21 protein-coding genes are annotated in these 22791 nt (G+C 60.2%); 9 read left to right on the top strand and 12 right to left on the bottom strand.

Going from position 1 to position 22791, the window contains the following annotated elements; translation table 11 throughout:
* Window positions 1-87 precede the first annotated feature (87 nt).
* Window positions 88-990 (top strand): LysR family transcriptional regulator, encoded by a 903-nt coding sequence (locus BT204_RS26015; protein ID WP_034127061.1) that lies wholly within the window; start codon window positions 88-90, stop codon window positions 988-990.
* Window positions 991-1048: 58 nt separating this feature from the next.
* Here BT204_RS26015 and BT204_RS26010 read toward each other — a convergent pair whose 3' ends face one another.
* From BT204_RS26010 to BT204_RS25980, 6 genes are all read right to left on the bottom strand, one after another.
* Window positions 1049-1378, bottom strand: a complete 330-nt coding sequence (locus BT204_RS26010) for a hypothetical protein (protein WP_072448758.1) — start codon at window positions 1376-1378, stop codon at window positions 1049-1051.
* Between the two features lie 595 nt (window positions 1379-1973).
* Complete coding sequence (locus tag BT204_RS26005) at window positions 1974-2819, bottom strand: NAD-dependent protein deacetylase (protein ID WP_054922038.1); 846 nt, start codon at window positions 2817-2819, stop codon at window positions 1974-1976.
* Window positions 2820-2828: 9 nt separating this feature from the next.
* Window positions 2829-3269, bottom strand: coding sequence for a CBS domain-containing protein (locus BT204_RS26000; RefSeq protein ID WP_034127063.1), 441 nt, complete (start codon window positions 3267-3269; stop codon window positions 2829-2831).
* A gap of 129 nt (window positions 3270-3398) precedes the next feature.
* On the bottom strand, window positions 3399-5348 hold the full coding sequence (locus tag BT204_RS25995; RefSeq protein ID WP_072448766.1) for a DNA topoisomerase III: 1950 nt from the start codon (window positions 5346-5348) through the stop codon (window positions 3399-3401).
* Between the two features lie 221 nt (window positions 5349-5569).
* Window positions 5570-7192, bottom strand: coding sequence for an MFS transporter (locus BT204_RS25985; protein WP_072448755.1), 1623 nt, complete (start codon window positions 7190-7192; stop codon window positions 5570-5572).
* 94 nt (window positions 7193-7286) lie between these two features.
* Window positions 7287-8954 carry a GMC family oxidoreductase gene (locus BT204_RS25980; RefSeq protein WP_072448753.1) on the bottom strand — a complete coding sequence of 556 codons (1668 nt, stop codon included), beginning with the start codon at window positions 8952-8954 and terminating at the stop codon, window positions 7287-7289.
* 128 nt (window positions 8955-9082) lie between these two features.
* On the opposite strand from BT204_RS25980, the gene BT204_RS25975 reads away from it, so the two are divergent.
* Window positions 9083-9976: a LysR family transcriptional regulator gene (locus tag BT204_RS25975; RefSeq protein WP_034127066.1), complete on the top strand. Its 894-nt coding sequence runs from the start codon at window positions 9083-9085 to the stop codon at window positions 9974-9976.
* Window positions 9977-10108: 132 nt separating this feature from the next.
* Here the strand turns inward: BT204_RS25975 and BT204_RS25970 are convergent, their stop codons facing one another.
* From BT204_RS25970 to BT204_RS25955, 4 genes are all read right to left on the bottom strand, one after another.
* A complete protein-coding gene (locus tag BT204_RS25970) occupies window positions 10109-11968 on the bottom strand; it encodes a DUF3857 domain-containing transglutaminase family protein (RefSeq protein WP_072448741.1) in 1860 nt (619 codons plus the stop codon).
* Between the two features lie 147 nt (window positions 11969-12115).
* Complete coding sequence (locus BT204_RS25965; protein ID WP_072448739.1) at window positions 12116-13216, bottom strand: DNA alkylation repair protein; 1101 nt, start codon at window positions 13214-13216, stop codon at window positions 12116-12118.
* 19 nt (window positions 13217-13235) lie between these two features.
* Window positions 13236-14582 carry a glutamine synthetase family protein gene (locus BT204_RS25960; RefSeq protein ID WP_072448736.1) on the bottom strand — a complete coding sequence of 449 codons (1347 nt, stop codon included), beginning with the start codon at window positions 14580-14582 and terminating at the stop codon, window positions 13236-13238.
* An 11-nt stretch (window positions 14583-14593) separates the two neighbouring features.
* On the bottom strand, window positions 14594-15151 hold the full coding sequence (locus tag BT204_RS25955; protein ID WP_072448734.1) for a helix-turn-helix domain-containing protein: 558 nt from the start codon (window positions 15149-15151) through the stop codon (window positions 14594-14596).
* 269 nt (window positions 15152-15420) lie between these two features.
* Between BT204_RS25955 and BT204_RS25950 the strand changes: the two genes are divergently transcribed.
* From BT204_RS25950 to BT204_RS25940, 3 genes are all read left to right on the top strand, one after another.
* Window positions 15421-15912 carry an REP-associated tyrosine transposase gene (locus BT204_RS25950; RefSeq protein WP_054922054.1) on the top strand — a complete coding sequence of 164 codons (492 nt, stop codon included), beginning with the start codon at window positions 15421-15423 and terminating at the stop codon, window positions 15910-15912.
* A 217-nt stretch (window positions 15913-16129) separates the two neighbouring features.
* On the top strand, window positions 16130-16438 hold the full coding sequence (locus BT204_RS25945) for an RcnB family protein (RefSeq protein WP_054895758.1): 309 nt from the start codon (window positions 16130-16132) through the stop codon (window positions 16436-16438).
* A gap of 88 nt (window positions 16439-16526) precedes the next feature.
* Window positions 16527-17720 carry an MFS transporter gene (locus BT204_RS25940; RefSeq protein ID WP_034127072.1) on the top strand — a complete coding sequence of 398 codons (1194 nt, stop codon included), beginning with the start codon at window positions 16527-16529 and terminating at the stop codon, window positions 17718-17720.
* On the opposite strand, the gene BT204_RS25935 is transcribed toward BT204_RS25940, so the two are convergent.
* Window positions 17683-17955, bottom strand: a complete 273-nt coding sequence (locus BT204_RS25935) for a DUF1652 domain-containing protein (RefSeq protein ID WP_003190355.1) — start codon at window positions 17953-17955, stop codon at window positions 17683-17685. The two genes, BT204_RS25940 and BT204_RS25935, sit on opposite strands and share 38 nt — an antisense overlap.
* Before the next feature lie 102 nt (window positions 17956-18057).
* Complete coding sequence (locus BT204_RS25930) at window positions 18058-19554, bottom strand: PAS domain S-box protein (protein WP_014717983.1); 1497 nt, start codon at window positions 19552-19554, stop codon at window positions 18058-18060.
* Between the two features lie 203 nt (window positions 19555-19757).
* Here BT204_RS25930 and BT204_RS25925 point away from each other — a divergent pair, with 203 nt between their 5' ends.
* From BT204_RS25925 to BT204_RS25910, 4 genes are all read left to right on the top strand, one after another.
* A complete protein-coding gene (locus BT204_RS25925; protein WP_019821429.1) occupies window positions 19758-20726 on the top strand; it encodes a hypothetical protein in 969 nt (322 codons plus the stop codon).
* A 78-nt stretch (window positions 20727-20804) separates the two neighbouring features.
* Window positions 20805-21425, top strand: coding sequence for a transglycosylase SLT domain-containing protein (locus BT204_RS25920; protein WP_034127075.1), 621 nt, complete (start codon window positions 20805-20807; stop codon window positions 21423-21425).
* A 258-nt stretch (window positions 21426-21683) separates the two neighbouring features.
* Window positions 21684-22028: an FKBP-type peptidyl-prolyl cis-trans isomerase gene (locus BT204_RS25915; RefSeq protein ID WP_034127076.1), complete on the top strand. Its 345-nt coding sequence runs from the start codon at window positions 21684-21686 to the stop codon at window positions 22026-22028.
* Window positions 22029-22039: 11 nt separating this feature from the next.
* On the top strand, window positions 22040-22639 hold the full coding sequence (locus tag BT204_RS25910) for a GNAT family N-acetyltransferase (RefSeq protein WP_034127077.1): 600 nt from the start codon (window positions 22040-22042) through the stop codon (window positions 22637-22639).
* Window positions 22640-22791 lie beyond the last annotated feature (152 nt).

Here is a 22791-nt window from a genome sequence, read left to right as displayed (position 1 = left end):
GCGCCAGCGGATTGATTTGTTAAGTTGTTTTTTAAGGTTGATTGATTTAGAAAACAGCATAGTTCAATCGTCGTCCGGAGCTGCGTCATGACCGTTAAACAGATGCGTGCCTTTCTCGCCGTCGCGCAAAGCCTGAGTTTTGCCGCGGCCTGCGAGCGTTTGCACCTCTCTCAATCGGCGTTGAGCTTGACCATCAAGGGCTTGGAAGAAGGCTTGGGCGGGCGCCTGTTCAGCCGTAATACCCGTAACGTCGCGCTGACCCCTGAAGGCGAGTCCCTGCTGCCCCTGGCCCGCCGGTTGATTGCCGATTGGGACAACGCCGAAGACGAACTGCGCCAGCGTTTTACCTTGCAACGTGGCCGCGTCACGGTGGCCGCCATGCCCTCGTTCGCGGGGAACCTGTTGCCGCCGATCCTGAAGATATTCCGCGCCCGTTACCCTCAGGTGAACGTGACGGTGCATGACCTGATCAATGAACAGGTGCTGGAGATGGTGCGCGACCGTCAGGTGGAGCTGGGGGTGGCGTTCGAGCCATCCGATGGTTCGTCATTGGCGTTCACGCCGTTGTACCTGGATCGCTTTGTCGCCGTGGTCCCGGGGGATTCACCCTTGGCACAGCGTGCTGAAATCGACTGGAAAGCCTTGTTGGAGCAGCCGTTCATCACCCTGCAGCGGCCTTCCACTGTGCGAGTGATGCTGGAAGAACACCTCGGTGCCTTGCAGATGAAACTGCCCGTTGCCTTGGAAAGCCATCAACTGGCGACGGTGGGCAAGATGGTTGCCAGCGGTTTGGGGGTTAGTGCAGTGCCAGCGTTATGCGCCAGGCAGATGGAGGAGGCGGGAGCCCATTGCATTACCTTGACTGGCCCGGTGATCGAGCGACCAATTGGGGTGCTGACCAAGCCGGGGCATGAACTGTCGGCGGCGGCGCAGGTGCTGTTTGATATCTTTCGGGATGAGGCGGGGAAGGGCAGGTTTCCAACTTTTTAAATCAGTAAATACAAATGTGGGAGCTGGCAAGCCAACTCCCACATTGATTGAGTACTACTTAGTAGTAACGGTCGATCACTTTAACTTGCGAGCTGTCTTTGAAAGACGCCCAGGCATTGTTAAGTGTGTCGAACACTTGCTCGATAAAGTTGCGATCAGCGGCGGCCTTCTTGCCGACATAACCCTGGCCACGGCGGTACATCTTCAGGCGCGCCGCCAGCTCATGGTTGTTACGGTCAAACTCGGCTTCTTCGGTATGGGGCGCCAGGCAGTCAATTTGCACTTCGCCCGATTTGCCAATCCACAGGATATGGTCGTCGAGTGTGTCTTTCTGCGCTGCGAACATCTCAGCCAATTCATCGATAGTTGGTTGGTTGTTCAAATTCATGTGTAAGCCCCTTGACCAGTTGGCGATCTATCAGTTGATTCGTTAATACCAGTAAGTTGTCTCCGGTCACTAAAACCGGGCGTCAGCGACGGGCTGCCGAATACGGGCAGGGTCTTGAAGCTGATGCATGTAGTCTTGCTGATGAACTGCTACGCAATGCTCTGATTGCGAAGACAAGCCGCGTTTGAGCGCCTTGTACCTGTCCCTTCCGGGGCCGGTCACTTCATCAATCTGCCTTGTGGGCAGTGCACATCCGGAAAAACAGCTCGGCGGTCAGACGAGCCTGTTCGAAACGCTTGTTACCAACGCTCCCGATCCGAGAGACGTCTAGATCATGCAAGGACAAAAAGGTTACGTCAACGGTTATGTAGTGATTATTTTTGCTCACTACATAAATTGCCGTGGGGACGGGGGAATACGCGAAAACGTGACTTGGGCGTCATTTTCTGTGCGGTGGGTCGCGGGATTTTGGTGGCGGATTTACGCCGAACCCTGTGGGAGCTGGCTTGCCTGCGATGGCGGTGCGTCAGTGGGTACATGTATGCCTGACACACTGCTATCGCAGGCAAGCCAGCTCCCATATGTTGATGTGTCGCTATCTCAATCTCTCGGTCAATAAGGGTAACAGTTGCTCGCAAGACGCCTGGATCTTCACCTGCAACAACTCATCCCCCCGAGTCTTGCCCAGGTTGATGGCAATCACCGGCTTACCCTGTTCAACCATCGCCTTGCACAGGCGAAACGCCGAATAGGCCATCAGCGACGACCCCACCACCAACAGCCCTTCGGCATGCTCTACCGCCGTCATTGCCTTGAGCGCCGTCGCCGGCGCGACGTTTTCGCCAAAGAACACCACATCCGGTTTCAGCCGTTCGCCATTGCAGTGCGGGCAGCGGGGTACCTGGAAGTGCTGTTCAAACGCCGGATCAAGCAAGGTGTCGCCATCCGGCGCTTGCACCGCATGAACCTGTGCCATGTGCGGGTTATCGACCTCCATCTGCCGCTGGATCACGTCGCGCTCGCTGCGCAGTTGGCAATCCAGGCACAGCACCCGATGCAAGCTGCCATGCAGCTCGATCACATCCTGGCTGCCGGCCTGGTCATGCAGGGTGTCGACGTTCTGCGTGATCAGCCCGCTGATATGGCCACGGTGCTGCAGCGTCGCGAGCGCCAGGTGGGCCTTGTTCGGCTGGGCAATGCGCACCCGTGGCCACCCCAGCATCGCCCGCGCCCAGTAGCGGCGCCGCGCCTCGGGAGTGGCGAGGAACTCCTGGTACATCATCGGTGGCTTGCCCCGGCGTACACCTTCCCCGTCCCGGTAATCCGGGATACCCGAAGATGTACTTATCCCTGCGCCGGTCAGCACCAGGAAACGCCGGCCGGACATGGCCCGGTGCAGAGTATCGAGGTGGTCTTCCTGATGGTCCAGCGTGTCGAGCATGGGTTCCCCCTATTCGCCGCGGATGTACTGTTCCAGTTGCTGGATCAAGGCCGCTTGTTCGGCAATTGCTTCCTTGACCAGGTCACCGATAGACAGCAGGCCCAGCAGTTTGCCGTCTTCGACCACCGGCAGGTGGCGCAGGTGACTGTCGGTCATGATGTTCATGCATTCCTCGACACTCTTGTGAGTATCCACAGTGATCACCGGCGAGCTCATCACCTCATGGACCTTGGTGGTAACTGACGAGAGGCCCTTGAGCATGATTTTACGTGCGTAATCCCGTTCACTGATGATGCCGACCACCACGTCATCCCTGACCACTGGCAAGGCACCGACGTTTTTCTCCGACATCCGCACCAGCGCTTCAAATACGGTGTGGTCCCATTTGATCGTGTGGACGTCCTGGTTTTTCTGGTCCTTGGCTTTCAGCAGTTGTGCAACGGTTTTCATGGCGGCCACTCCGGTGTTGTTGTTGGTAGTCCAGATCCCCTACAGAATCCTAGACCGAACCCGCCGGAGCAAGGGCCAATGCGGCGTTAAACCTGTCGAAAAACGTCATGTGCCAGTCTTTTTTGGTATTTATCCCGCATTTGCCGGCTTTTTTCCGCGCTTGGGGTTGGTGCCAGCTTTACGTGGGGCGGCCTTGCGCTTCTTTTTCCACGGCGTCGCACCTCGGCCAGCCGGGCTGGCGGGGCCAGTGATAGTCATGCGCATGCCGTTACAGCGTGCCACCTGCTTGCTCATCCAAGCCGCTTGCTTGGCGACGAATTCCTCCAGGCTCATTTCGCCGCTTTGCACCATGTCCAGTGCCTGTTCCCAGATGGCGGTGGTGCCGGGGTCGGCGATGGCGCGGGGCACCGCGTCGATCAGGCTGAACGCGGCCGGGGTTGCTGACAGGGCCTTGCCGTTTTTCACCAGATAACCGCGATCCAGCAAGCCCTGGATGATCCCGGCGCGGGTGGCCTCGGTGCCGATGCCAGTGGTGTCCTTGAGTTTTTGCTTGAGCAACGGGTCCTCCACCAACTTGGCGACGTTTTTCATGGCCTTGATCAGGTCGCCTTCGGTAAAGGGCTTGGGCGGCTGGGTCCACAGGTCTTTGAGGTTGACCTTGGCCACGGCGTAGTCGTGGCCCTGCACCAGCGTCGGCAAAGCTTGGGGCGCAGGCGCTTCGCGACCTTTGGCGGGTGCCAGCGCTTCGGGCAAGGCGCGTTTCCAGCCCGGTTCAATAATGACTTTGCCCACCGCGCGCAACGCCTGGCCGGCACAGTCGAAATCGGCCTGGGTGCGGTCGTATTCATGGTTGGGCAGGAACTGCGCCAGGTAGCGCGCACGAATCAGCGTATAGACCGCACGGTGCTTGCCGGTCAGTTGGCTGACCTCCTTGCCGGCTCCGGTGGGGATGATGCCGTGGTGGGCGCTGACTTTCGCGTCGTTCCAGGCCCGCGAACGGCGCCGAGGGTCGATGTGCGACATCAGCTCGTTGACCGCCGTGTCCGCACGGCCCAGCGCCGCAAGGATCTTCGGCGCTTCACTGTGCTGGCTCAATGGCAGGTAGCCGCAATCGCTGCGCGGGTAGGTGATGGCCTTGTGGGTTTCGTACAGGGATTGGGCGATATCCAGGGTTTCCTGGGCACCCAGGCCGAGCTTCTTCGAACAGATCTCCTGCAAGGTGCCGAGGTCGAAGGGCAGGGGCGCCACTTCGCGGATGCGCTCGGTACGCAGCTTCACCAGCCGCGCCGTGGCGGCGTTGAGCATGGCGTCGGCGGTGTCCCGCGCCAGTTGCGGGTTGAGGCAACGGCCCTGGTCGTCACAGGCATCCTCAGGGGCGCGCCATTGGGCGGTGAAGGTGATGTGATCGTGGCGCAGGTCGACATCAATGGCCCAGTAGGCCACCGGCACGAAGTCGGCAATGCTGCGATCACGGTCCACCACCAGGCGCAGGGTCGGGGTTTGCACCCGGCCTACCGGGAGTACGCCCTGGTAACCGGATTGGCGCCCCAGCAGGGTAAACAGGCGGCTCATGTTCATACCTATCAGCCAGTCGGCGCGCGAGCGCCCCAGGGCCGAGTGATACAGGCTGAAGGTTTCTGCACCGGGTTTGAGCGCCGCCAGGGCCTTGCGAATGGAGGCGTCGTCAAGTGCCGACAGCCACAACCGCTGGATCGGCCCGCGGTAGCGGCAGTGTTCCACCAGTTCACGGGCGATCATCTCGCCTTCACGGTCGGCGTCGGTGGCGATCACCAGTTCCTGGGCTTCCCCCAGCAAGCGCTTGACGGCCTTGTATTGGCTGGCGGTCTTGGGCTTGACCAGCATCTTCCACTTTTCCGGGACGATCGGCAGGTCGGCCAGCACCCAGCGTTTATATTTGGCGTCGTAGGCATCGGGCGGTGCGGTCTCCAGCAGGTGGCCGATGCACCAGGTGACCGTGACTCCATTACCCAGCCAGCACCCATCGCCGCGGCGGCTGGCGCCGAGCACGGCCGCGATATCCTTGGCCTGGGAGGGTTTTTCACAGAGGTACAGCCGCATGGTCATCACATCAGATCGGGTTGATGCCTTGCAGGATGCTTATTTGAAGGGGTTTGAGCAACCATTATCTGTATGGATGTACAGCAATTTGTGTGGGTGCCATACGCCGCTGTAGGAGCGAGCTTGCTCGCGAAGGTCGTTAACGATGACGCGGGGCGCCTGGTGCCCCGCGTTGCTCTCAGGTTCTTCGCGAGCAAGCTCGCTCCTACAGGGCAGAGGTATCAGTTGTTTTCGATATCCACGTGCCGGGTTTCCTTGAGGCAGAACAACCCGACGATCAGGCTCACGCCCGTCACCACCACCGGGTACCACAACCCATAGAAGATATCGCCGGTGTACACCACCAAGGCAAACGACACCGTCGGCAGAAACCCGCCAAACCAGCCGTTACCGATGTGGTAGGGCAGGGACATCGAGGTGTAGCGGATGCGCGTCGGAAACAGCTCAACCATCAGCGCTGCCAACGGCCCGTAGCACATAGCAGCGATGAAGATCAGCACCACGATCAGCACCACCACCATCAGCTTGTTGACCTGGGCCACATCCGCCGATGACGGGTAACCGGCCAGGGCCACGGCGCCACGCAGGGCCGCTTCATCAAAGCCGTCGATACGCACATCGCCGACGCTCACTTGCACCGGGCTGCCCACAGGGGCGGCGGCGCTGCTGTAGGGCAGACCCTGTTTGACCAGGAAGGTCTTGACCTTGTCGCACGGGCTGTCAAAACGGGCCTTGCCCACCGGGTCGAACTGGAAGGTGCAGGTGGCCGGGTCGGCCAGTACGGTGATCGGCGCCTGTCGGCTGGCCTGGTCCATTGCCGGGTTGGTGTAGTGCGCCAGGCCCTTGAAGATCGGGAAGTACAGGGCGGTCGCCAGCAGCAGGCCGAGCATCAGCACTGGCTTGCGCCCGACCTTGTCCGACAGCCAACCAAACAGGATAAAGAACGGCGCGCCAATTACCACGCTGATGATCAACAGCATATTGGCCAGGGCCGGGTCCATGCGCAGGAATTGGGTGAGGAAGAACAGCACATAAAACTGCGCCGCGTAGAAGGTCACCGCCTGCCCGCCGTTGATACTGAACAGCGCGATCAGCACCACCTTGAGGTTTTCCCATTTGCCGAAGGACTCGCGAATCGGCGCCTTGCAGGCCTTGCCTTCCTCTTTCATCTTCAAGAAAGCGGGCGATTCGTGCAGGCTCATGCGGATCCAGGTCGAGATGCCCAGCAGCACGATGGAAAACAAGAACGGAATGCGCCAGCCCCACACTTCGAACTGATCGCCGGTGAAGTAACGGCAGGCCAGCACCACCAGCAGCGACAGCAGCAGGCCGAGGGTGGCGGTGGATTGAATCCAGCTGGTGTGCAGGCCGCGCTTGCCCGGTGGCGCATGCTCGGCCACGTAGGTGGCGGCGCCACCGTACTCACCGCCCAGCGCCAGGCCCTGCAGCATGCGCAGCACAATGAGGATGATCGGCGCAGCAATGCCGATGCTGGCGTAGGTCGGCAGCAACCCGACGCAGAAGGTTGCCACGCCCATCAGGATGATGGTCACGAGGAAGGTGTACTTGCGCCCGATCATATCGCCCAGCCGGCCGAACACCAGCGCACCGAATGGCCGCACTACAAAGCCTGCGGCAAAGGCCATCAAGGCAAAGATAAACGCCGTGGTGTCGTTGACCCCGGCAAAGAACTGCTTGCTGATCACCGCCGCCAGGGCGCCGTAGAGAAAAAAGTCATACCACTCGAACACCGTCCCCAAGGAGGAGGCGAAGATGACCTTTCTTGATTCGTTGGCGGTACTTGCACTGGCCGCCGAGCCCAGGGGTTGAGCATGTTCTGACATCGGGTGTCCCTCACAGTGATTATTTATTGTTGTTCCACTGTCGGCGCTGACCTCGGCGCCGCTATTTTTTCAACGTCTTCAATATCGTTAATGATTACGCGGGGTGCCTTGTAGTGCGCGGTGCCGTTGGGTTTTTCGCGAGCAAGCTCGCTCCTACAGTGTTTGGGGACAGGATGAGCTGCGCGGCCTTCTCCGCGATCATCAGCGTGGGTGAGCAGGTATTGCCGGAGGTGATGCGCGGCATGATCGACGCATCCGCAATGCGCAGGCCGGGAATGCCGTGTACGCGCAGCTGGCTGTCGACCACGGCGTCTTTGTCATCGCCCATGCGGCAGGTGCCCACCGGATGGAAAATCGTGGTACCGATCCGTGCAGCGGCCTCGTGCAGTTGTTCTTCAGTTTGCAGGGCTTCGCCGGGCAGGTATTCCACCGGTTTGAACTGGCTCAGGGCCGGAGCGGCGACGATGCGCCGGGTCAGGCGAATAGCGTCGGCGGCCACGCGCAAGTCTTCGGGGTGGCTGAGGTAATTAGGCTGTATCAGCGGCGCATCCGCCGGGTTGGTCGAACGGATATCCACCCGGCCGCGACTTTGGGGGCGCAGGTCGCAGACCGACGCGGTAAATGCCGGGAAGCCGTGCAACGGTTCGCCAAAGCGTTCCAGGGACAGTGGCTGCACATGGTATTGCAGGTTGGCGGAGGTTTGCTCCGGGCCGGAGCGGGCAAACGCGCCAAGCTGGCTGGGCGCCATCGACAGCGGGCCGCTGCGGTCGTACAGGTAGCGCAGGCCCATGCCCATCTTGCCCCACAATGTGCCGGCGATCTGGTTCAGGGTGCGGGCATTTTCCAGCTTGTAGATCAGGCGCAGTTGCAGGTGATCTTGCAGGTTGCCGCCAACGCCTGGCAGCTCGTGCACCACGTTGATACCCAGCGGCTTGAGCACATGGGAAGGGCCGATCCCTGAGCGTTGCAGAATGCCCGGCGAACCCACCGAGCCGGCGCACAGTACGATCTCTTTGCGCGCCTTCCAGCTCAGTGCCTGGCCGTGTTGGCGTCCCAGTACCTGCGAGGCACGACCGTTTTCCAGTAGCACACGCTCAACCTCTACCTCAGTCAGCACGGTGAGGTTGGGGCGCTGGCGGATCGGCTTGAGGAACGCCTTGGCCGCATTCCAGCGCACACCGGCTTTCTGGTTGACCTGGAAGTAACCGCAGCCCTCGTTGTCGCCCTGGTTGAAGTCATTGATATTGGCGATGCCGCTTTGGGCAGCCGCTTCACGAAACGCATCGAGGATCGGCCACGACAGGCGCTGTTGCTCGACGCGCCACTCACCGCCCTCGTTGTGGAATTCAGAGCCGCCGGCAAAATGGTTTTCGCTCTGTTTGAACAGCGGCAGTACGTCTTTCCAAGCCCAGCCCGCGTTGCCCGCCGCCGCCCAGCCATCGTAGTCCTGGGCCTGGCCACGCATGTAGATCATGCCGTTGATGGACGAGCAGCCGCCCAGCACTTTGCCCCGTGGGTAACTCAAGGCGCGCCCCTGCAGGCCGGCTTGAGGTTGGGTCTTGAAGCACCAGTCGGTGCGTGGGTTGCCGATGCAGAACAGATAGCCGACGGGGATATGGATCCAGGGGTAGTTGTCGCGGCCACCGGCTTCCAGCAGCAGGACACGGTGAGCCGGGTTGACGGACAGACGATTGGCCAGCAGGCATCCGGCAGGGCCGGCGCCGACGACGATGTAATCGTATTCAGCAGTTGCATTGGGCATCTGGGGTCTCGCTTGTTTTTCTTATTGGGCCCATCCTAGTTGTTAGTTTTCGTCTTAAAAATGTTAGTTTTTACCCACCCGCTGTGCGTTTTTAAACAACGCCGGCGGGCCCAGGCTCTGGAGGCGATATGTTCGACTGGAATGACCTGCGGTTTTTTCTCGAGTTGCAGCGCAGTGGCCGCCTGCTCACCGCCGCCCAACGCCTGAAAACCACGCATGCCACCGTGGCGCGGCACATCGACGCCATCGAGAAAAGCCTCGGCACGGCGCTGTTCGTGCAGCACGCCCAGGGCTATGAACTGACGCCTGCCGGCGAAGCATTGCTCAAACATGCCGAAGCTATGGAAAACGTGGCACTGCTGGCCGAAGACGAGCTCACCCACTCTGCGGCGCCCCTGGGCAAGATTCGCCTTGGTGTAGCCGAAGGGCTGGGCGTGATGTTTCTGGCCGCACGCATGGGCGGGTTGTTTGAACGCTATCCAGGTTTGGAGGTGGAGCTGGTCGCGGTGCCGCGTTTCGTCAGCATCCTCAATCGCGAAGCGGAGATCAGCATTCACTTGGAACGCCCCAGCGCCGATCAACTGGTGACGCGCAAACTCACCGATTATCGTCTGGCGCTGTACGCCAGCCGTGCCTACCTGGCGCGTAACCCGCCCATCGAAAAACGTGAAGACCTCTCTGCCCATGCCTGGATCGATTATGTCGATGACCTGCTGTTCAGCCAGGAATTGAAGTTCCTCAACAGCTTCTGCCGTAGCCCCCGGGTGGTGTTCCACAGCACCAGCGTGATCGCCCAGCACCAGGCGGCGCGTTCGGGGTTGGGCATTGCGGTGTTGCCATGTTTCATGGCGGCTGGGGATGGAGAGTTGGTGCCGTTGCTACCGGCGGAGGGTATCCAGCGCAGCTATTGGATCAGTTCGCGCCGGGAGCTGCACAAGTCGGTGCGGTTGCGGGTGTTGTGGGATTATGTGGTGGAGCTGTGCGCAAGGGAGCAGGGCTTGTTGCTCGGCGAATCCCGCTGACACACACGGATTAAAATGTGGGAGCTGGCTTGCCTGCGATGGCGGTGTGTCAGTCACCGATGGGCAAGCTGACCGGCCGTCATCGCAGGCAAGCCAGCTCCCACATTTGGATCGTGGTGTGTCAGGGACAGTCTAGAGCTTTACTACCTGATGCACCTGCTCGGCACAGGCCCGGGCCTCTTCAATCATCTTTCCGAACGCATCGCTGGTGACTTCGGCATGGGTCAGCCAGCGCTTTTTCTGGCTCAGGCGATAGTGATAGCGCAGCGAGCCGTTCTCCAGTTTTCCGTCCAGGTCGAGGTTGTACCAGGGCGAGCGTACCTTGCAGCCGGGGATGGCTTTTTCCATCTTCCCGCCTGCCAGGGTGTAGGTGTAGTCATAGGTTTCAGGATTGCCCAGATAAATGTCGGCCTGTTGCCCCTGGCGGCGATAGTTGATGTAGCCCTCCCAGCGGTCTTTCAAGGACGGGTCGGTGTAGACATAGTCATTGGCCAGTTTTTCCAGGGCGCGCTGATCGTTCATGCGGGCGGTGACGCTGTAGCCGTCATGTACCACAAAGCGGGTGGGTTCGCGGGTGATCTGGCAGTCGCTGATATCGTTGCCGAAGTTGGCGCAGATGTTCTGGTCGGTGGCGGTGGTGCCTTGCTGGCGGTCTGCGACGCTCAGTTGCATCAGCGGCAGGCGGCTGAAGGTAATAGTCGCCTTGACCGCGCCATCTCCCTCTTTGCCGTACTGCACCTGTTTGTCCAGGCGTATCGAGACTTCGGGGCGCTCCAGTGGGATGTGTTCTTCGCGCACCTGGCCCTGCGCATCGTTGACCAACACCCAGCGGTCCTGAATATCGGGCATGGTCTGGCCAGGGGCGAAGACCGGGTTGGTCGGGTCAAGCCACCACACCTGGCCATTCACTTCGGCACGCACGATGGCGTGGTTCGGCGCCTGGGTGCCGGGGATCAGCAAGGCATCGACCACGTCGCCACGGCTGACCCACGCGGTCTCAGCCTTGATGCCACTGGCTTTGAGCATGGCCGTCAGCAGCGTCGCCAGGTCCTTGCAGTCGCCGTAGCCGTGCTGCTCGATTTCCGCCAGGCTGAACGGCACATAGCCGCGCTCGGTCGCGCGCCAGTCACCCAGGTAGCGGTAGTGATCATTGATGTGCTGCATCATTGCCGCGACTTGCTCAGCTGGCGCCAGGCTGCGTGCGGCGGCCACGGCGGCGGCGGCTTGCGCCGGCAGGGTGGCGCCGAGGATCTGGTTGTAACGCTGGGCGAAATCACCGAAGTACGCCTGGCGGTCCACGGCGCTGCCCACTTCCAGGCGTGGGACGCGCAGTAGTGCGGCGGCGGAGGATTCATTGATGTAGTTGAGGTAGGTCGGGGCTTTTTGCACCACATCCAGGGTCTTGCCGTTGCTCGAAGGCGTTACCTTGAAACCGTCGAACAATTCACTTCGCCACTGGATCGGCCGTTCGGCGGTAAAGCGCGCCTTGAAGCGATCGCGGCGGGCTGAGCTGGGCCCGAATTTGAGCACATAGTGGAATTGGGTCATCAGCGGTTTGGCCGGGTAATGCTGGCGTACCGTGTAGCGGATCTGCGTGCCCACGCGCAGGTTGGGGAAGGCCAGGGAGGTTTGCTTGTCGCGGCTGAAGCCTTGGTCCGGGTTGGGTGCGCTGCGGGTATCGATTTGCGTGGCGGCCAGGGCGACGGGCTTGGCGCCAGGCTGGGTGGACTGAGCGCTGACCACTTCAAAGGTGTCGGCTTCGGAGTAGTCGAAGTCGATGCGCGAAAGCATTTCGCGGCCGTTGGCCTTGAGGATCGTGTAGCGGTAAGTGGTGGTGCAGTCGGTGCTGGCGTCGCGGTTGAAGTGGCAGTGCAGCTCGGTGTCACTGGCCAGCGGGGCTTCGGCTATGGGTTGCAGGGCTGCGCTGACGGAATGGGAAACCAGCCCCAGGCTGATGGCAATCAAAGGGCGGTGAAACGAAAAACGGTACATGGGCGCCTCGGGTGACACATTGAAACAGCTACCCGGCGGGTAGCGAGAAGGCGCCGGATGATAATGGATCTCAACGGCAAAGGCCAGGATTGTTCGACAATTTATCGGGCTGAAAGGCCCGTGCTAGAGCCTTTTGTTTGATTTGTGTCAAGGTTTCAGCAGTTCGAACTCTGCACTGGCCAGGCGTTCACCGTTGATCAAAACATGTATCCGATGCGTGCCGGGGTAGTGCTTGCGCGTGGTCAATTCGCGGATGTGCTGCTCGCGGTTGATGGTCTGCCGTTCGCCGGCGCCCAAGGTAAAAGCCTTGAGCTTGAACACTTTGGATGCGCTGTGGCCAGCGCTTTTTACGTAGTCGATGGCGTAGTCCACCACCAGTTTTTGCGCGTGCGTGGCGGTGGATTCCAGCTGGAATGACAGATTGATCCGCTCGCCCAATCGGATCACGGCGGGGGTGACGCTCAGTCCACGGATCGTCACCTCAGCCTTGGCTCCGGCCCCCATGATCGTCAGCGCGCGGGTGTCGCCTTGCTTGATCAAGCTGCGCAACGCATGGCGAGCGATCCAGGCGGTGTGGGCGTTGGCCAGGTTCCAGCCTTCGATCACGTTGAGCACCCAGTCGGGGTGGTCCTTGGTGATGTCATTGAGGTGGTTGGCCACCGACTTGCGCACATAGAGGCTGCTGTCGGCCCTGAGGTTATCCAGGATCGACGCACATATCTTGGGGTTGGCCTGCACGTTGGCGAGGCGAAACGACCAAGGCAGGCGAGGGCGTGAGCCTTCACTGGCCAGGCGGCGTACGTGTTCGTTGCCATCCAGCGACCATTGCTGCATCACTGCCAAGGTGCGCTCGAAGTCGTGCAGTAAGAAGTGGCGAATGGCGAACTCGGCCGAACCAAAGGTGGTGAAAAACTTCAGCGCGGCCATTGAACGTTTGAAATCACCCAGGCCATAACTCGCCACGTAATGCGCCAGGAACAGGCTGACAAAGCCGCTGTTGATGCGCGGTGCCAGAGCGTAAAGCAGCTTGAGGGTTTGCGCATAATCCAGCGGGATCACCGCGTGCAGGCTCTCGCTGACCCGGGCCATGCGTTGCATCACCGATAACTCGGCCAGCCCGACGCAAGCGTGCTGGAGAAAACCCTTGGCGTCGAACGCCGGGTACACCACAGTCATTTCGGTGGCGATGTGCTGCAGGCGTTCGATGTTGAAGATTTCCTTGAGGGCCGGGGCGGCTTGGTCGCTCATCTGCATTTCCATGGTGGGGTCAGAGAAACCAGCGATATTCTCGCGCATGGATCTCTTGTTGAAAGGCCAGGTGATCCTGGCGTTTGTTCTCGCAATACACGTCGACAAATTCCGCGCCCAGCTTGTCGCGCAGTATTGGTTGCTGCTGCATGGCACGCACGGCGTCGAGCATTTCCACCGGGAAATCGGTGCCGCTGTTGCGGTCTTCGTTCAATGGCGCGATGGGTTCGCGCTTGGCCTCAAGCCCGTGCTCCAGGCCCACCAGGATTGCCGCCAGCACCAGGTAAGGGTTGGCATCGGCGCTGGCCAGGCGGTGCTCGATCCGCAGGTTGCGCGGGTCGGACTCGGGGATGCGCACACAGGCATCGCGGTCTTCAAAGCCCCAGCTCGCCCGCGTCGCAGCGTTGACCGTGCCGCCCAGGCGACGGAAGGCGTTGTGGTTGGGCGAGAAGATCGGCATGCAGTGGGGCAGCAATTCCAGGCAACCGGCTACGGCGTGGCGCAATGGCCGCTGCTGATGGGTCGCTAGCAAGTTATTGCCCGCTGCGTCGTAAAGGCTGACATGCACGTGCATGCCGCTGCCGGGAAATTGCAGATAGGGTTTGGCCATGAAGCTGGCGCGGTAACCATGCTTGAGCGCAACGCCACGGGTGCTGCGGCAGAACAGGGCGGCCCAGTCGGCGGCGCGCAGGCCGTCATCGCAGTGGCCGAAGTTGATCTCGAACTGGCCGGGGCCGATCTCGGCGGTGATCACCGTGATGTCGATGCCTTGGTCCTTGGCGGTTTGCGCCATGTCGTCGAGCACGTCGCTGAAACGCGACAGCCGTTCGATATGCAGGTTGGGCTGGTCGTCGGCATCCCCACTGAGCGGGTCGCGGGCGAATTGCGGCAGGCCGTTTTCCAGCTGTTTATCGAACAGGTAGAACTCCAGCTCAAACGCCACCACGGGATGAATGCCCTGATGCTGCAAGCGTTCCAGGACCTTGGCCAGGACTTCGCGGGGTTCGAACTCGATGGGCGCTTCGGTGCCGTCCGAGGTGATGAGCATTTGCCCCAATGGCTGCGACTCCCAGTTCACCGGTTTGAGCGTGCCGGGCACCAATCGGCGATTGGCATCCGGGTCGCCATCGTTGAAGCAGTAGTCGCCAATCTTGAACAACCCCCCCTGGACCCCCAGCAATACCGCATTCTGCGGCAGCTTCAGCGGGCTGCCAGCGGCGACTTTTTCAAGCATCTCCACGGGGTAGCGCTTGCCGTAGAAATGCCCGGGAATGTCCAGGGCGATCAGGTCGACATAGCGCACGTCGGGGTGGTTCTGGCGAAAGCTGCGTACTTCGGCCAGCAACGTGGAGGAATGGCTTTTCACGGGTGCAGCTCCTAGTTGTAAACCCACAAGACGCGGGCGGGCAGGTCGGTCAGGTTGGCGTAGCGGCAGTGGGCGAAACTGGCGAGGTGGAAACTGTCGCCGGGGCTGAGGGTGACTGGCGCGGCTTCGTCATCCACCCACAGGGTCAACTCGCCTTCGAGCACAAATCCGGCCTGTTCGGCACGGTCGCTCATGCTCTGTTCGCCGCTGTTGGCACCGGGGGCCAACAGGCTGTCAAGCATCGAGAACGCACCGTTCATGCTCGGCGACACCAGGATGTCGGTGATGCCATTGGCGTAATACACCGTGCGCCGCTCGTTGGGGCGTGTGACCCAATCCACCGCCTTGGGTTTGGGCAGGCTGTAGAAATAGGTGGTGGGCACATCGAGGGCGTGACTGATGGCGGTTAAATCGGCCACGGTCGGGCGCGACAGGCCACGTTCGACCTGGGACAGAAACCCCACCGACCGTTCGATTTTTTGCGCAAGTTGGGCCAGGGTGAGCTTCTTGTGCTTGCGCAGGTCGTGGATCAGCGCCGCGAGGGTGGCGAGTTCTTCTTGAGGGGTCATGAAATTTAATTCGAATAATTTCATGAAAAATTACACGATTATTTTCACGCTCGCAAACCCTATGCACAAACCCTTGTGGCGAGGGAGCTTGCTCCCGCTGGGCAGCGAAGCGGCCCCAACCCATTCACCGCATGCGTTCAGTGGATGCGCGGTGTGGCTTTTTGGGGCTGCTGCGCAGCCCAGCGGGAGCAAGCTCCCTCGCCACAGAGGATTGGGAAATATGGGGAAACTGTATTGGGCAGGGACATCTCAGGTGCCTGCTAGGTTGAATGGACCATTCAACCATTCAGGGGAGCAAAGGATTGCTTCACAAGCCCAACTCTCATTTGTTGCGACGTGGCCGTTATTCAGAACCTGGTCGAGCTTATTTGGTGACTGCCGTGGTTTATCAACGTCGCCCGGTATTTGCCGATCTTTACCTGGGGCGGCTATTGGTTGCCGAGCTCAAACGAGCCCATGACCTTGGACTGGTCAACTCGCTGGCTTGGGGCATTATGCCGGACCACCTTCACTGGTTATTTGAATTGCGAGGCGCGACGCTGCCTGAAGTGATGAAACGGGTGAAGTCGCGCAGCACACTGACCATCAACCGAGCCCGTCGCACGCACGGTGCTTTTTGGCAGTACGGCTATCATGATCGTGCGGTGCGGGCCGATGAAGACCTTATCAAGGCTGCTCGCTACATCATCGCCAACCCACTGCGAGCCGGACTGGTCGAGCATGTTGGCGACTACTCGCTCTGGGACGCCGCCTGGCTATAACGGTGTACCCCCCTGTGGCGAGGGAGCTTGCTCCCGCTGGGCCGCGAAGCTGCCCCAAAAAGCCCGACCGCGTACCCACTGAAAACATGCGGTGAATGGATTGGGGCCGCTGCGCAGCCCAGCGGGAGCAATCTCTGGCCACAGGGAAATACGGCTGAATGATTACGCGCCGCCGCGGTCGGAATCTGGGTACGCACCATTAATTGAAGGAGCACCCATGAAGTCGAAAACCTTAGCCGCTTGCCTGCTGGTCGCTGCCAGCTTTTCCTCCGTCAGCGCTGTAGTGCAGGCCGGCGATACCCCTCAGGAAACCGTGCAACCTTCAAACATCAACGCTCGTGATTTGAAAGAAGGCGACCGCGCTCCGGATATCCTGATGCGCAAGGAGTCGGCCATCAGCGATTGGAAAAAGCGCGGCCTGAAGCAGCCCGAAGAAGAAAGCCAGTGGGCGCGCGTAGGCGACAAGTACGTCCTGCTCAAGACCACCAACGGCACCATCCTCGAGATTACGCCAGTCAAGAAATAATCCCGCCGGGGCATCTGCTCGTTTCATGTTTCTTGCGTTAAGGTAACCGACCGCAATGGTCGCGTTACCTTTGAAGAACGAGAGCAGGATGCTTGCCACCATCAGAAACTACCCCCGCACCGTGAACCTGTTGCTGTGCGCCACGTTGCTGCTTACGCTGGCCAAGGCCATCACTTTTCCTTATCTCGTGATCTACCTCACCAGCCATTTCGCCTTGGACATTACCCAGGTCGGCCTGGTAATCGGCAGTTCGCTGATCGTCGGTTCGCTACTCAGTGTCTACGGTGGTTTCCTGGTCGACCGCATCAATAGCTATCGCCTGTTGCTCGGCTTGAGCCTGGTGTTTGTGCTGGGGTTTATCGGCACGGTGCTGGCGCAAAATATCTGGTCGTTCTATGGCTGCCTGATCCTGATCAACCTGGCCTACGCCGTCATCGATATTGCGGTGAAAGCCGGCTTCGCCAGCCTGCTGCCCGAAGACGCGCGCAGCGAAGTGTTTTCCATCAAATACACGCTTACCAATATCGGCTATGCCGTGGGGCCGTTCTTTGGCGCGATGGTGGCCAAGCTGGATATCAGCCTGCCGTTTATTCTGTCGGCGCTGTTGGGGCTGGGGTTTTTTCTGCTGTACGGGCGCTGGGGTGACCGTAACTTGGCCACGGTGGACGCCACGCAAAAGCCGCTGCCGTTCCTTGCCGTCGCCCGCGTTTTGCTGCAGGACCGTCGCCTAGTGTGCTTCACCCTCGGCGGTTTACTCAGCGCGGTGGTGTTCGGCCAGTTCACGGCCTATCTGTCGCAATACCTGGTGACCACCACGACCGCCGAATACACCTACACGGTGATCAGCGCGGTGCTGACCACCAACGCCGTGCTAGTGATTGCCTTGCAGTACTTGATTGGCCGGCGCATCTCGCACCGTTACCTGAGCCAGTGGCTGATCGCTGGCTTGAGCATGTTCATGCTGGGGTTGATTGGCTTCGGGCTGTCCACCAGCGTGGTGGGCTGGGTGCTGGCGATGGCGGTGTTCACCGTCGGGGAGATCATCGTGTTTCCGGCCGAATACATGTTTATCGACCGAATTGCCCCGGACCACCTGCGGGGCATGTATTACGGGGCGCAAAACCTGTCCAACCTCGGTGCGGCGCTGGGGCCGGTGCTGTGTGGGCTGGTGTTGGCCAGCCTGCCGGCCCATTACATGTTCTACATGCTGGGGGCGTTTATCGTTGCCGGCGGGGTGTTTTATTTCATGGGAGCGGCGATAAAGGCAAATCATCCAGCGTGAGCTTGCCGACGTTGTTGCTTTGCAGCTCGTAGCGCAATTCATCCACCATTTTCGCTACTTCCTGCGGGGTCTGCAGGCGGTTGGTGCTGATGCCAGTAACCACCAGGTCGACGCGGCCGGTCTCGGCATCGTAGACCTTGAGGGTCAAGGACGCGTCCCGGCACAGGGTGAATTCGCACGTCAGCGGTGACAGGCCTTCTTCGATGCAGTTGCGCAGCTGAGAGAGGGTAAACATGCGGGTTCCTTCTAGGCATAAATACGATCCCTTGAAGGTTATTGCTTGCACCGCCGCTCAATAAGGCGAATTCGCACTAGACGCACTAGTGCATTTGCAGGGTCAGGGCTTGTTTTTCAGGCGCAAATCACCGGCAAACAGCCCGCGTTCACGAGCCCAGACGATCGCAGCACTACGGCTGTGCACCCCCAGCTTGGAATACACCGTGGCCACATGATTACGCACGGTGTTGGGCGCCAGTTTCAGGCGCGAGGCGATTTCTTTGTCCGCCAGGCCCTCGCAGATCAGGCCCAATACATCGCGCTCGCGGGCGGTGAGGTCGGTGAAGGAAACATTCGGCAGGTTGGGGCTGTTGACGCTCTTGGCGTTGGCCAGCTTCTCGATCAGGGTCTGGCTGAACCAGGACGCGTCCTGCATGACTTCCTCGATGGCCGCCACCAGTTCCAGCTCCGAGCGTTTGCGCTCGGTGATGTTCATCAGCACCATCAGGTAGCAGGGGACGTCCTGGATAATCACGGTGTCGGCGGATACCACGCAGTCGATCACCTCGTTGCCTTTCTTGCGCACCTTGAGGTCCTGGCCTTCAAGGTTGCCGGCTTTTTCCAGGGTGGCGAACAACTGCGCGCCGGCCTGGGGGCTGTCGATGAAGTTGATGTCTTCGATGGATTTGCCGATCAATTCCTCGCTGATGTAGCCGGTGATGCTCATGAAGGCTTCGTTGATGTCTACTACCTGGCGGTTGTCGGCACTGCATACCAGGGTCGGCACGGGCGTCAGGCGGAAGGATTTGGCGAAGCGTTCTTCGCTCTGGCGCAGGGCGATCTCGGCTTTGCGCCGAGGCTCCAGGTCGGTGAAGGAAAACAGCATGCAGTCTTCCTCGTTCATGTCCAACGGTTGGCCGGCGACGATCACCAGTTTGCTGCCACCTTCGGGCAGTCTCAGTTCGGCCTGCATCTGCGGGATGGTCGCGCCTTCGCCCAGGCGCTGGATCGCCAGGTCCTTGCGCTCGGCCTGTTCTAGCACATCCAGTTCATACACAGATTTGCCGATGACCTGGTCGCGGTTGTAGCCGGTCATCTCCAGAAAACCCTGGTTGACCTTGATGTAGCGCAGGTCGCTGAGGCGACAGATCACCGCGGGCGCCGGGTTGGCGTTGAAGGTTTTCTCAAAGCGTTGCTCGGCGCTGGCCCATTCGGTGGCGTCGCTGAGGATCAGTACCAGCAACTCAGGTTCACCCTGGGCATCGGTCAGCACCAGGCTGCGCAGGCGATGTACCCAACTGCGGTGTTCGTCGTCGGCGGGTGTGACTTCCACCACCACATCGCTGAACTCTTCGCCGGCAGCCACGCGGCTGAGGGGGTAGCTGTCCAGTGGCAAGGGATGGTTGTTGCGATAGCGCAGGGCAAAGCGTTTGGCGTACGCCTCGGTATTGGCGCCCAGTTCCTTGACCTCGCTGACCCCATGCATGGTCAACGCCGCTTCATTGGCCCAGAGAATGGTCTGGTCGACCTCGGCCAGAATCACACCGTCGGACAGCCCGGAGATGATGGTTTGCAGTTGGCGGCGGTTGGTTTCTTTGGCGAGAACATCCTGGGTCATAACGTCTCCGATTAGGGCAGGGCAAGGCACATTGGGTTACGACATCCTGGCTTCAGGATAGTGCAGAGTAATTACCCACGGGGCAGTGCGAATGCACCAGACCACCTGGTGCATATGGGCCAGGACTGAACGTATGTCGTTTCGCCACACTCACACCCATCAAGGCACATTGCCTTGCTCCTCAATTTGAAAAGGACCTTTGTATGACCACTGTCTATGAAACCAATCGATCGCTGTTTCGAGTGTCGTGGAGCTCGGTATTGGCCGGTAGTGCAATCGCACTGGTCACCTACCTGGTCTTGAGTGTGTTGGGCACCGCCATTGGCGCCAGTGCCGTTGACCCGATGGAAGCGGGCAACCCGTTGAGCGGTTTTGGCACGGGTGCGGGTATCTGGTTGTTTGTATCGACTCTGGTCGCCATCGCGTTGGGCGCGTTCGTGGCCGGCCGCACCGCGCCGGATCGTGGCGGCCTGCATGGGGTGCTGACCTGGACCTTGACCACCTTGCTCACCACTTGGCTGTTGGCGGGCCTGGCTTCCAGCGTGGTCGGTACGGCCGGCAACGTGGTGGGTAAAGGTCTGTCTGCTGCGGGCAGTGGCATTGCTGCCGCCGCGCCGGGGATTGGCAATAGCATCAAGCAACAGTTGAACGAGCAGGGCATCGAGTTGGACTGGAACAGCCTGCAAGGCCAACTGGATACCTTGCTCAAGCAGAGCGGCAAGGCTGAACTGGACCCTGCCAATGTCGAGCAGAAAGCCGATCAGGCAGCTGCCGATGGCAAGCAGTCGGCTACCGATGCAGCGACCAATCCTGCCCAGGCCGGTGATGAGCTCAAGCAATGGTTCGAACGTGTGAAAGCGTCCGGCGAGCCAGCATTGAATGCAGCGGATAAAGAGGCGCTGGTCAACATCGTCGCGGCCCGCACTGGCAAGAGCAAAGAAGAAGCCACGCAGATCGTCGACAACTATGCCCAGGCTTATCAGCAAGCCATGCAAAAGGTCGATGAGCTGAAAAAGCAGGCTGAACAGAAAGCCCGTGAAGCCGGTGAAGTCGCTGCCAAGCAACTGTCCCGCGCGGCCTGGAGCACCTTGGCCATGCTGCTGTTGGGTGCGGCGTTGAGCTTCTTTATTGGTCGTATCGCGCTGACTACCCGTCGCGTGCCTTTGGCTTAAAGATGTCTGCGGCAAGGACGCCGCCTGTGTGAAGGGGTAAAATGCTGGCATTTTACCCTTATCCCACAAAGGTGACCCTTGAGCGCAGGCAAAGCCGTCGGACTGTTATTACTCACTTCCCTGTTGGCGGCGTGCGGCACCTCGCCGCCACGCACGCCCAACGACCTCTGCGGTATCTTCCGCGAAAAAGACGACTGGTACGACGCCGCCAAGGTCACGCAAAAGCGCTGGGGCGTACCGATCCAGGTGCCGTTCGCCATCATGTATCAGGAGTCGGGCTTTCGCCACGACGCCAAGACCCCGCGTAAATACCTGCTGTGGATCATCCCTTGGGGCCGCGTCTCCACCGCTTCCGGCTATGCCCAGGCCAAGGATGAAGTATGGAACGACTACCGCAAAGCCACCGGCCGCAGCGGCGCTGATCGCGAAGACTTCGACGACGCGATCGACTTTATCGGCTGGTACATGGACAAGACCTACACCATCAACGGCGTCTACAAATACGATGCCTACGGCCAGTACCTGAACTACCACGAAGGCTGGGGCGGCTACCGCCAGCGCACCTATGCCAGCAAAGCCTGGCTGCCGCCGGTAGCGAGCAAGGTACAGGCGCGTTCGCAGATGTATGCGCGCCAATATGCCGGGTGCAAGGATGAGTTGGGGCGCGGGTTCTGGAGCCGGTTCTGGCATTGGTTGTAAAGGGTCGACACGGCGACCTCTGAATGCATGCAGATTCAATGTGGGAGCTGGCTTGCCTGCGAAAGCGGTCGTGCAGTCACAGGTGCATTGACTGACACACCGCCTTCGCAGGCAAGCCAGCTCCCACATTGGATTGCGCTAACGCGGCTGTATGCATTCCAGCGAACGGTCCACCATCACGTTGGCCATTTCCCTGCACTTGCCAAACCCCTCCGATTCTGGGAAAACCCCAGCCTTTGACCCTTCAATGAGAACCCCATGAGCAACGACGAACTACAGGTCACCGACATCCGCCTGGGCGACGGCAAAGCCGTGGTCAAAGGCGCGCTGATCACCACCCAATACACCGGCACCCTGGAAGATGGCACGGTGTTCGATTCCTCCTGGGAGCGGGGCAAACCGTTCCAGTGCGTGATCGGCACTGGCCGCGTGATCAAGGGGTGGGACCAGGGCTTGATGGGCATGCAGGTTGGCGGTGTACGCTCGTTGTATGTACCGGCGCACCTGGCCTATGGCGAGCGCTCGATGGGCGCGCATATCAAACCCAACAGTAATCTGCGCTTCGAAATTGAATTGCTGGAAGTGCTGACACGGGATGATTGAAGAGGTTGAACATGGACGTTGATCCACAGGTGTTGCCTGGCAGTTTCCTCGAAGGCATTCGGGTGGTTGAGCTGCTTGGCTGCGATGAAGCTGAGCTGCAGCAGTTTTTTGAACAGGCGCCGGCTTACTTCATCGCGGTGAATGGCGAACCGGCTACCCCGACCGAAGCACGGGAAGAATTACGCGGCCAATTACCCGCCGGCTGGCATTGCAGCCGCCTGTACTGGCTGGGTTACCGAGATGCGCAGGGCCACCTGGTCGCCGTGGTGAATATCGCCGCGGATTTGCTCGCTACCGGGGTGTGGCACATCGGGTTGCTGCTGGTGCATGCGCGCTGGCACGGCAGCGGGCTGGCGCAGCGCTTGCACGCGGACCTTGAGGCCTGGGCGGTGGCGAAGGGCGCCCAGTGGCTGCGGCTGACGGTAGTGGTGGGCAATACCAGGGCCGAGCGTTTTTGGCCCAGACTTGGCTATGTACAGGTGCGTACCCGCGAGGGCATCACGATGGGTCGGCAGGTGAATAAGGTGTCTATCCAGGTAAAGGGTGTTGCCAGCGCGAGCATTGAAGACTACGTGGCGTTGGTTGAAAGGGATCGACCTGATACGCCATAGCCAGGGATGTACATCAATCCCAGGTAGACGCTGATCGAGCTGACGCACCGCGATCCAAATGTGGGAGCTGGCTTGCCTGCGAAGACGGCCTGACAGTCAACACAGTTGGACCGTGTACATATCCATTCCTGCGGTAACGGCTACTCAGGGTT

This window comes from Pseudomonas sp. NFPP02, assembly GCF_900119355.1.
GTDB classification, from domain to species: domain Bacteria; phylum Pseudomonadota; class Gammaproteobacteria; order Pseudomonadales; family Pseudomonadaceae; genus Aquipseudomonas; species Aquipseudomonas paracarnis.
This window is presented reverse-complemented; position numbering and strand designations above follow the sequence as displayed.

Excerpts from the sequence above, each read along its gene's own strand:
- BT204_RS26015 (WP_034127061.1), top strand. The coding sequence starts at position 88 with ATGACCGTTAAACAGATGCGTGCCTTTCTCGCCGTCGCGCAAAGCCTG.
- BT204_RS26010 (WP_072448758.1), bottom strand. The coding sequence starts at position 1,378 with ATGAATTTGAACAACCAACCAACTATCGATGAATTGGCTGAGATGTTC.
- BT204_RS26005 (WP_054922038.1), bottom strand. The coding sequence starts at position 2,819 with ATGCTCGACACGCTGGACCATCAGGAAGACCACCTCGATACTCTGCAC.
- BT204_RS26000 (WP_034127063.1), bottom strand. The coding sequence starts at position 3,269 with ATGAAAACCGTTGCACAACTGCTGAAAGCCAAGGACCAGAAAAACCAG.
- BT204_RS25995 (WP_072448766.1), bottom strand. The coding sequence starts at position 5,348 with ATGCGGCTGTACCTCTGTGAAAAACCCTCCCAGGCCAAGGATATCGCG.
- BT204_RS25985 (WP_072448755.1), bottom strand. The coding sequence starts at position 7,192 with ATGTCAGAACATGCTCAACCCCTGGGCTCGGCGGCCAGTGCAAGTACC.
- BT204_RS25980 (WP_072448753.1), bottom strand. The coding sequence starts at position 8,954 with ATGCCCAATGCAACTGCTGAATACGATTACATCGTCGTCGGCGCCGGC.
- BT204_RS25975 (WP_034127066.1), top strand. The coding sequence starts at position 9,083 with ATGTTCGACTGGAATGACCTGCGGTTTTTTCTCGAGTTGCAGCGCAGT.
- BT204_RS25970 (WP_072448741.1), bottom strand. The coding sequence starts at position 11,968 with ATGTACCGTTTTTCGTTTCACCGCCCTTTGATTGCCATCAGCCTGGGG.
- BT204_RS25965 (WP_072448739.1), bottom strand. The coding sequence starts at position 13,216 with ATGAGCGACCAAGCCGCCCCGGCCCTCAAGGAAATCTTCAACATCGAA.
- BT204_RS25955 (WP_072448734.1), bottom strand. The coding sequence starts at position 15,151 with ATGACCCCTCAAGAAGAACTCGCCACCCTCGCGGCGCTGATCCACGAC.
- BT204_RS25950 (WP_054922054.1), top strand. The coding sequence starts at position 15,421 with ATGGACCATTCAACCATTCAGGGGAGCAAAGGATTGCTTCACAAGCCC.
- BT204_RS25945 (WP_054895758.1), top strand. The coding sequence starts at position 16,130 with ATGAAGTCGAAAACCTTAGCCGCTTGCCTGCTGGTCGCTGCCAGCTTT.
- BT204_RS25940 (WP_034127072.1), top strand. The coding sequence starts at position 16,527 with ATGCTTGCCACCATCAGAAACTACCCCCGCACCGTGAACCTGTTGCTG.
- BT204_RS25935 (WP_003190355.1), bottom strand. The coding sequence starts at position 17,955 with ATGTTTACCCTCTCTCAGCTGCGCAACTGCATCGAAGAAGGCCTGTCA.
- BT204_RS25930 (WP_014717983.1), bottom strand. The coding sequence starts at position 19,554 with ATGACCCAGGATGTTCTCGCCAAAGAAACCAACCGCCGCCAACTGCAA.
- BT204_RS25925 (WP_019821429.1), top strand. The coding sequence starts at position 19,758 with ATGACCACTGTCTATGAAACCAATCGATCGCTGTTTCGAGTGTCGTGG.
- BT204_RS25915 (WP_034127076.1), top strand. The coding sequence starts at position 21,684 with ATGAGCAACGACGAACTACAGGTCACCGACATCCGCCTGGGCGACGGC.
- BT204_RS25910 (WP_034127077.1), top strand. The coding sequence starts at position 22,040 with ATGGACGTTGATCCACAGGTGTTGCCTGGCAGTTTCCTCGAAGGCATT.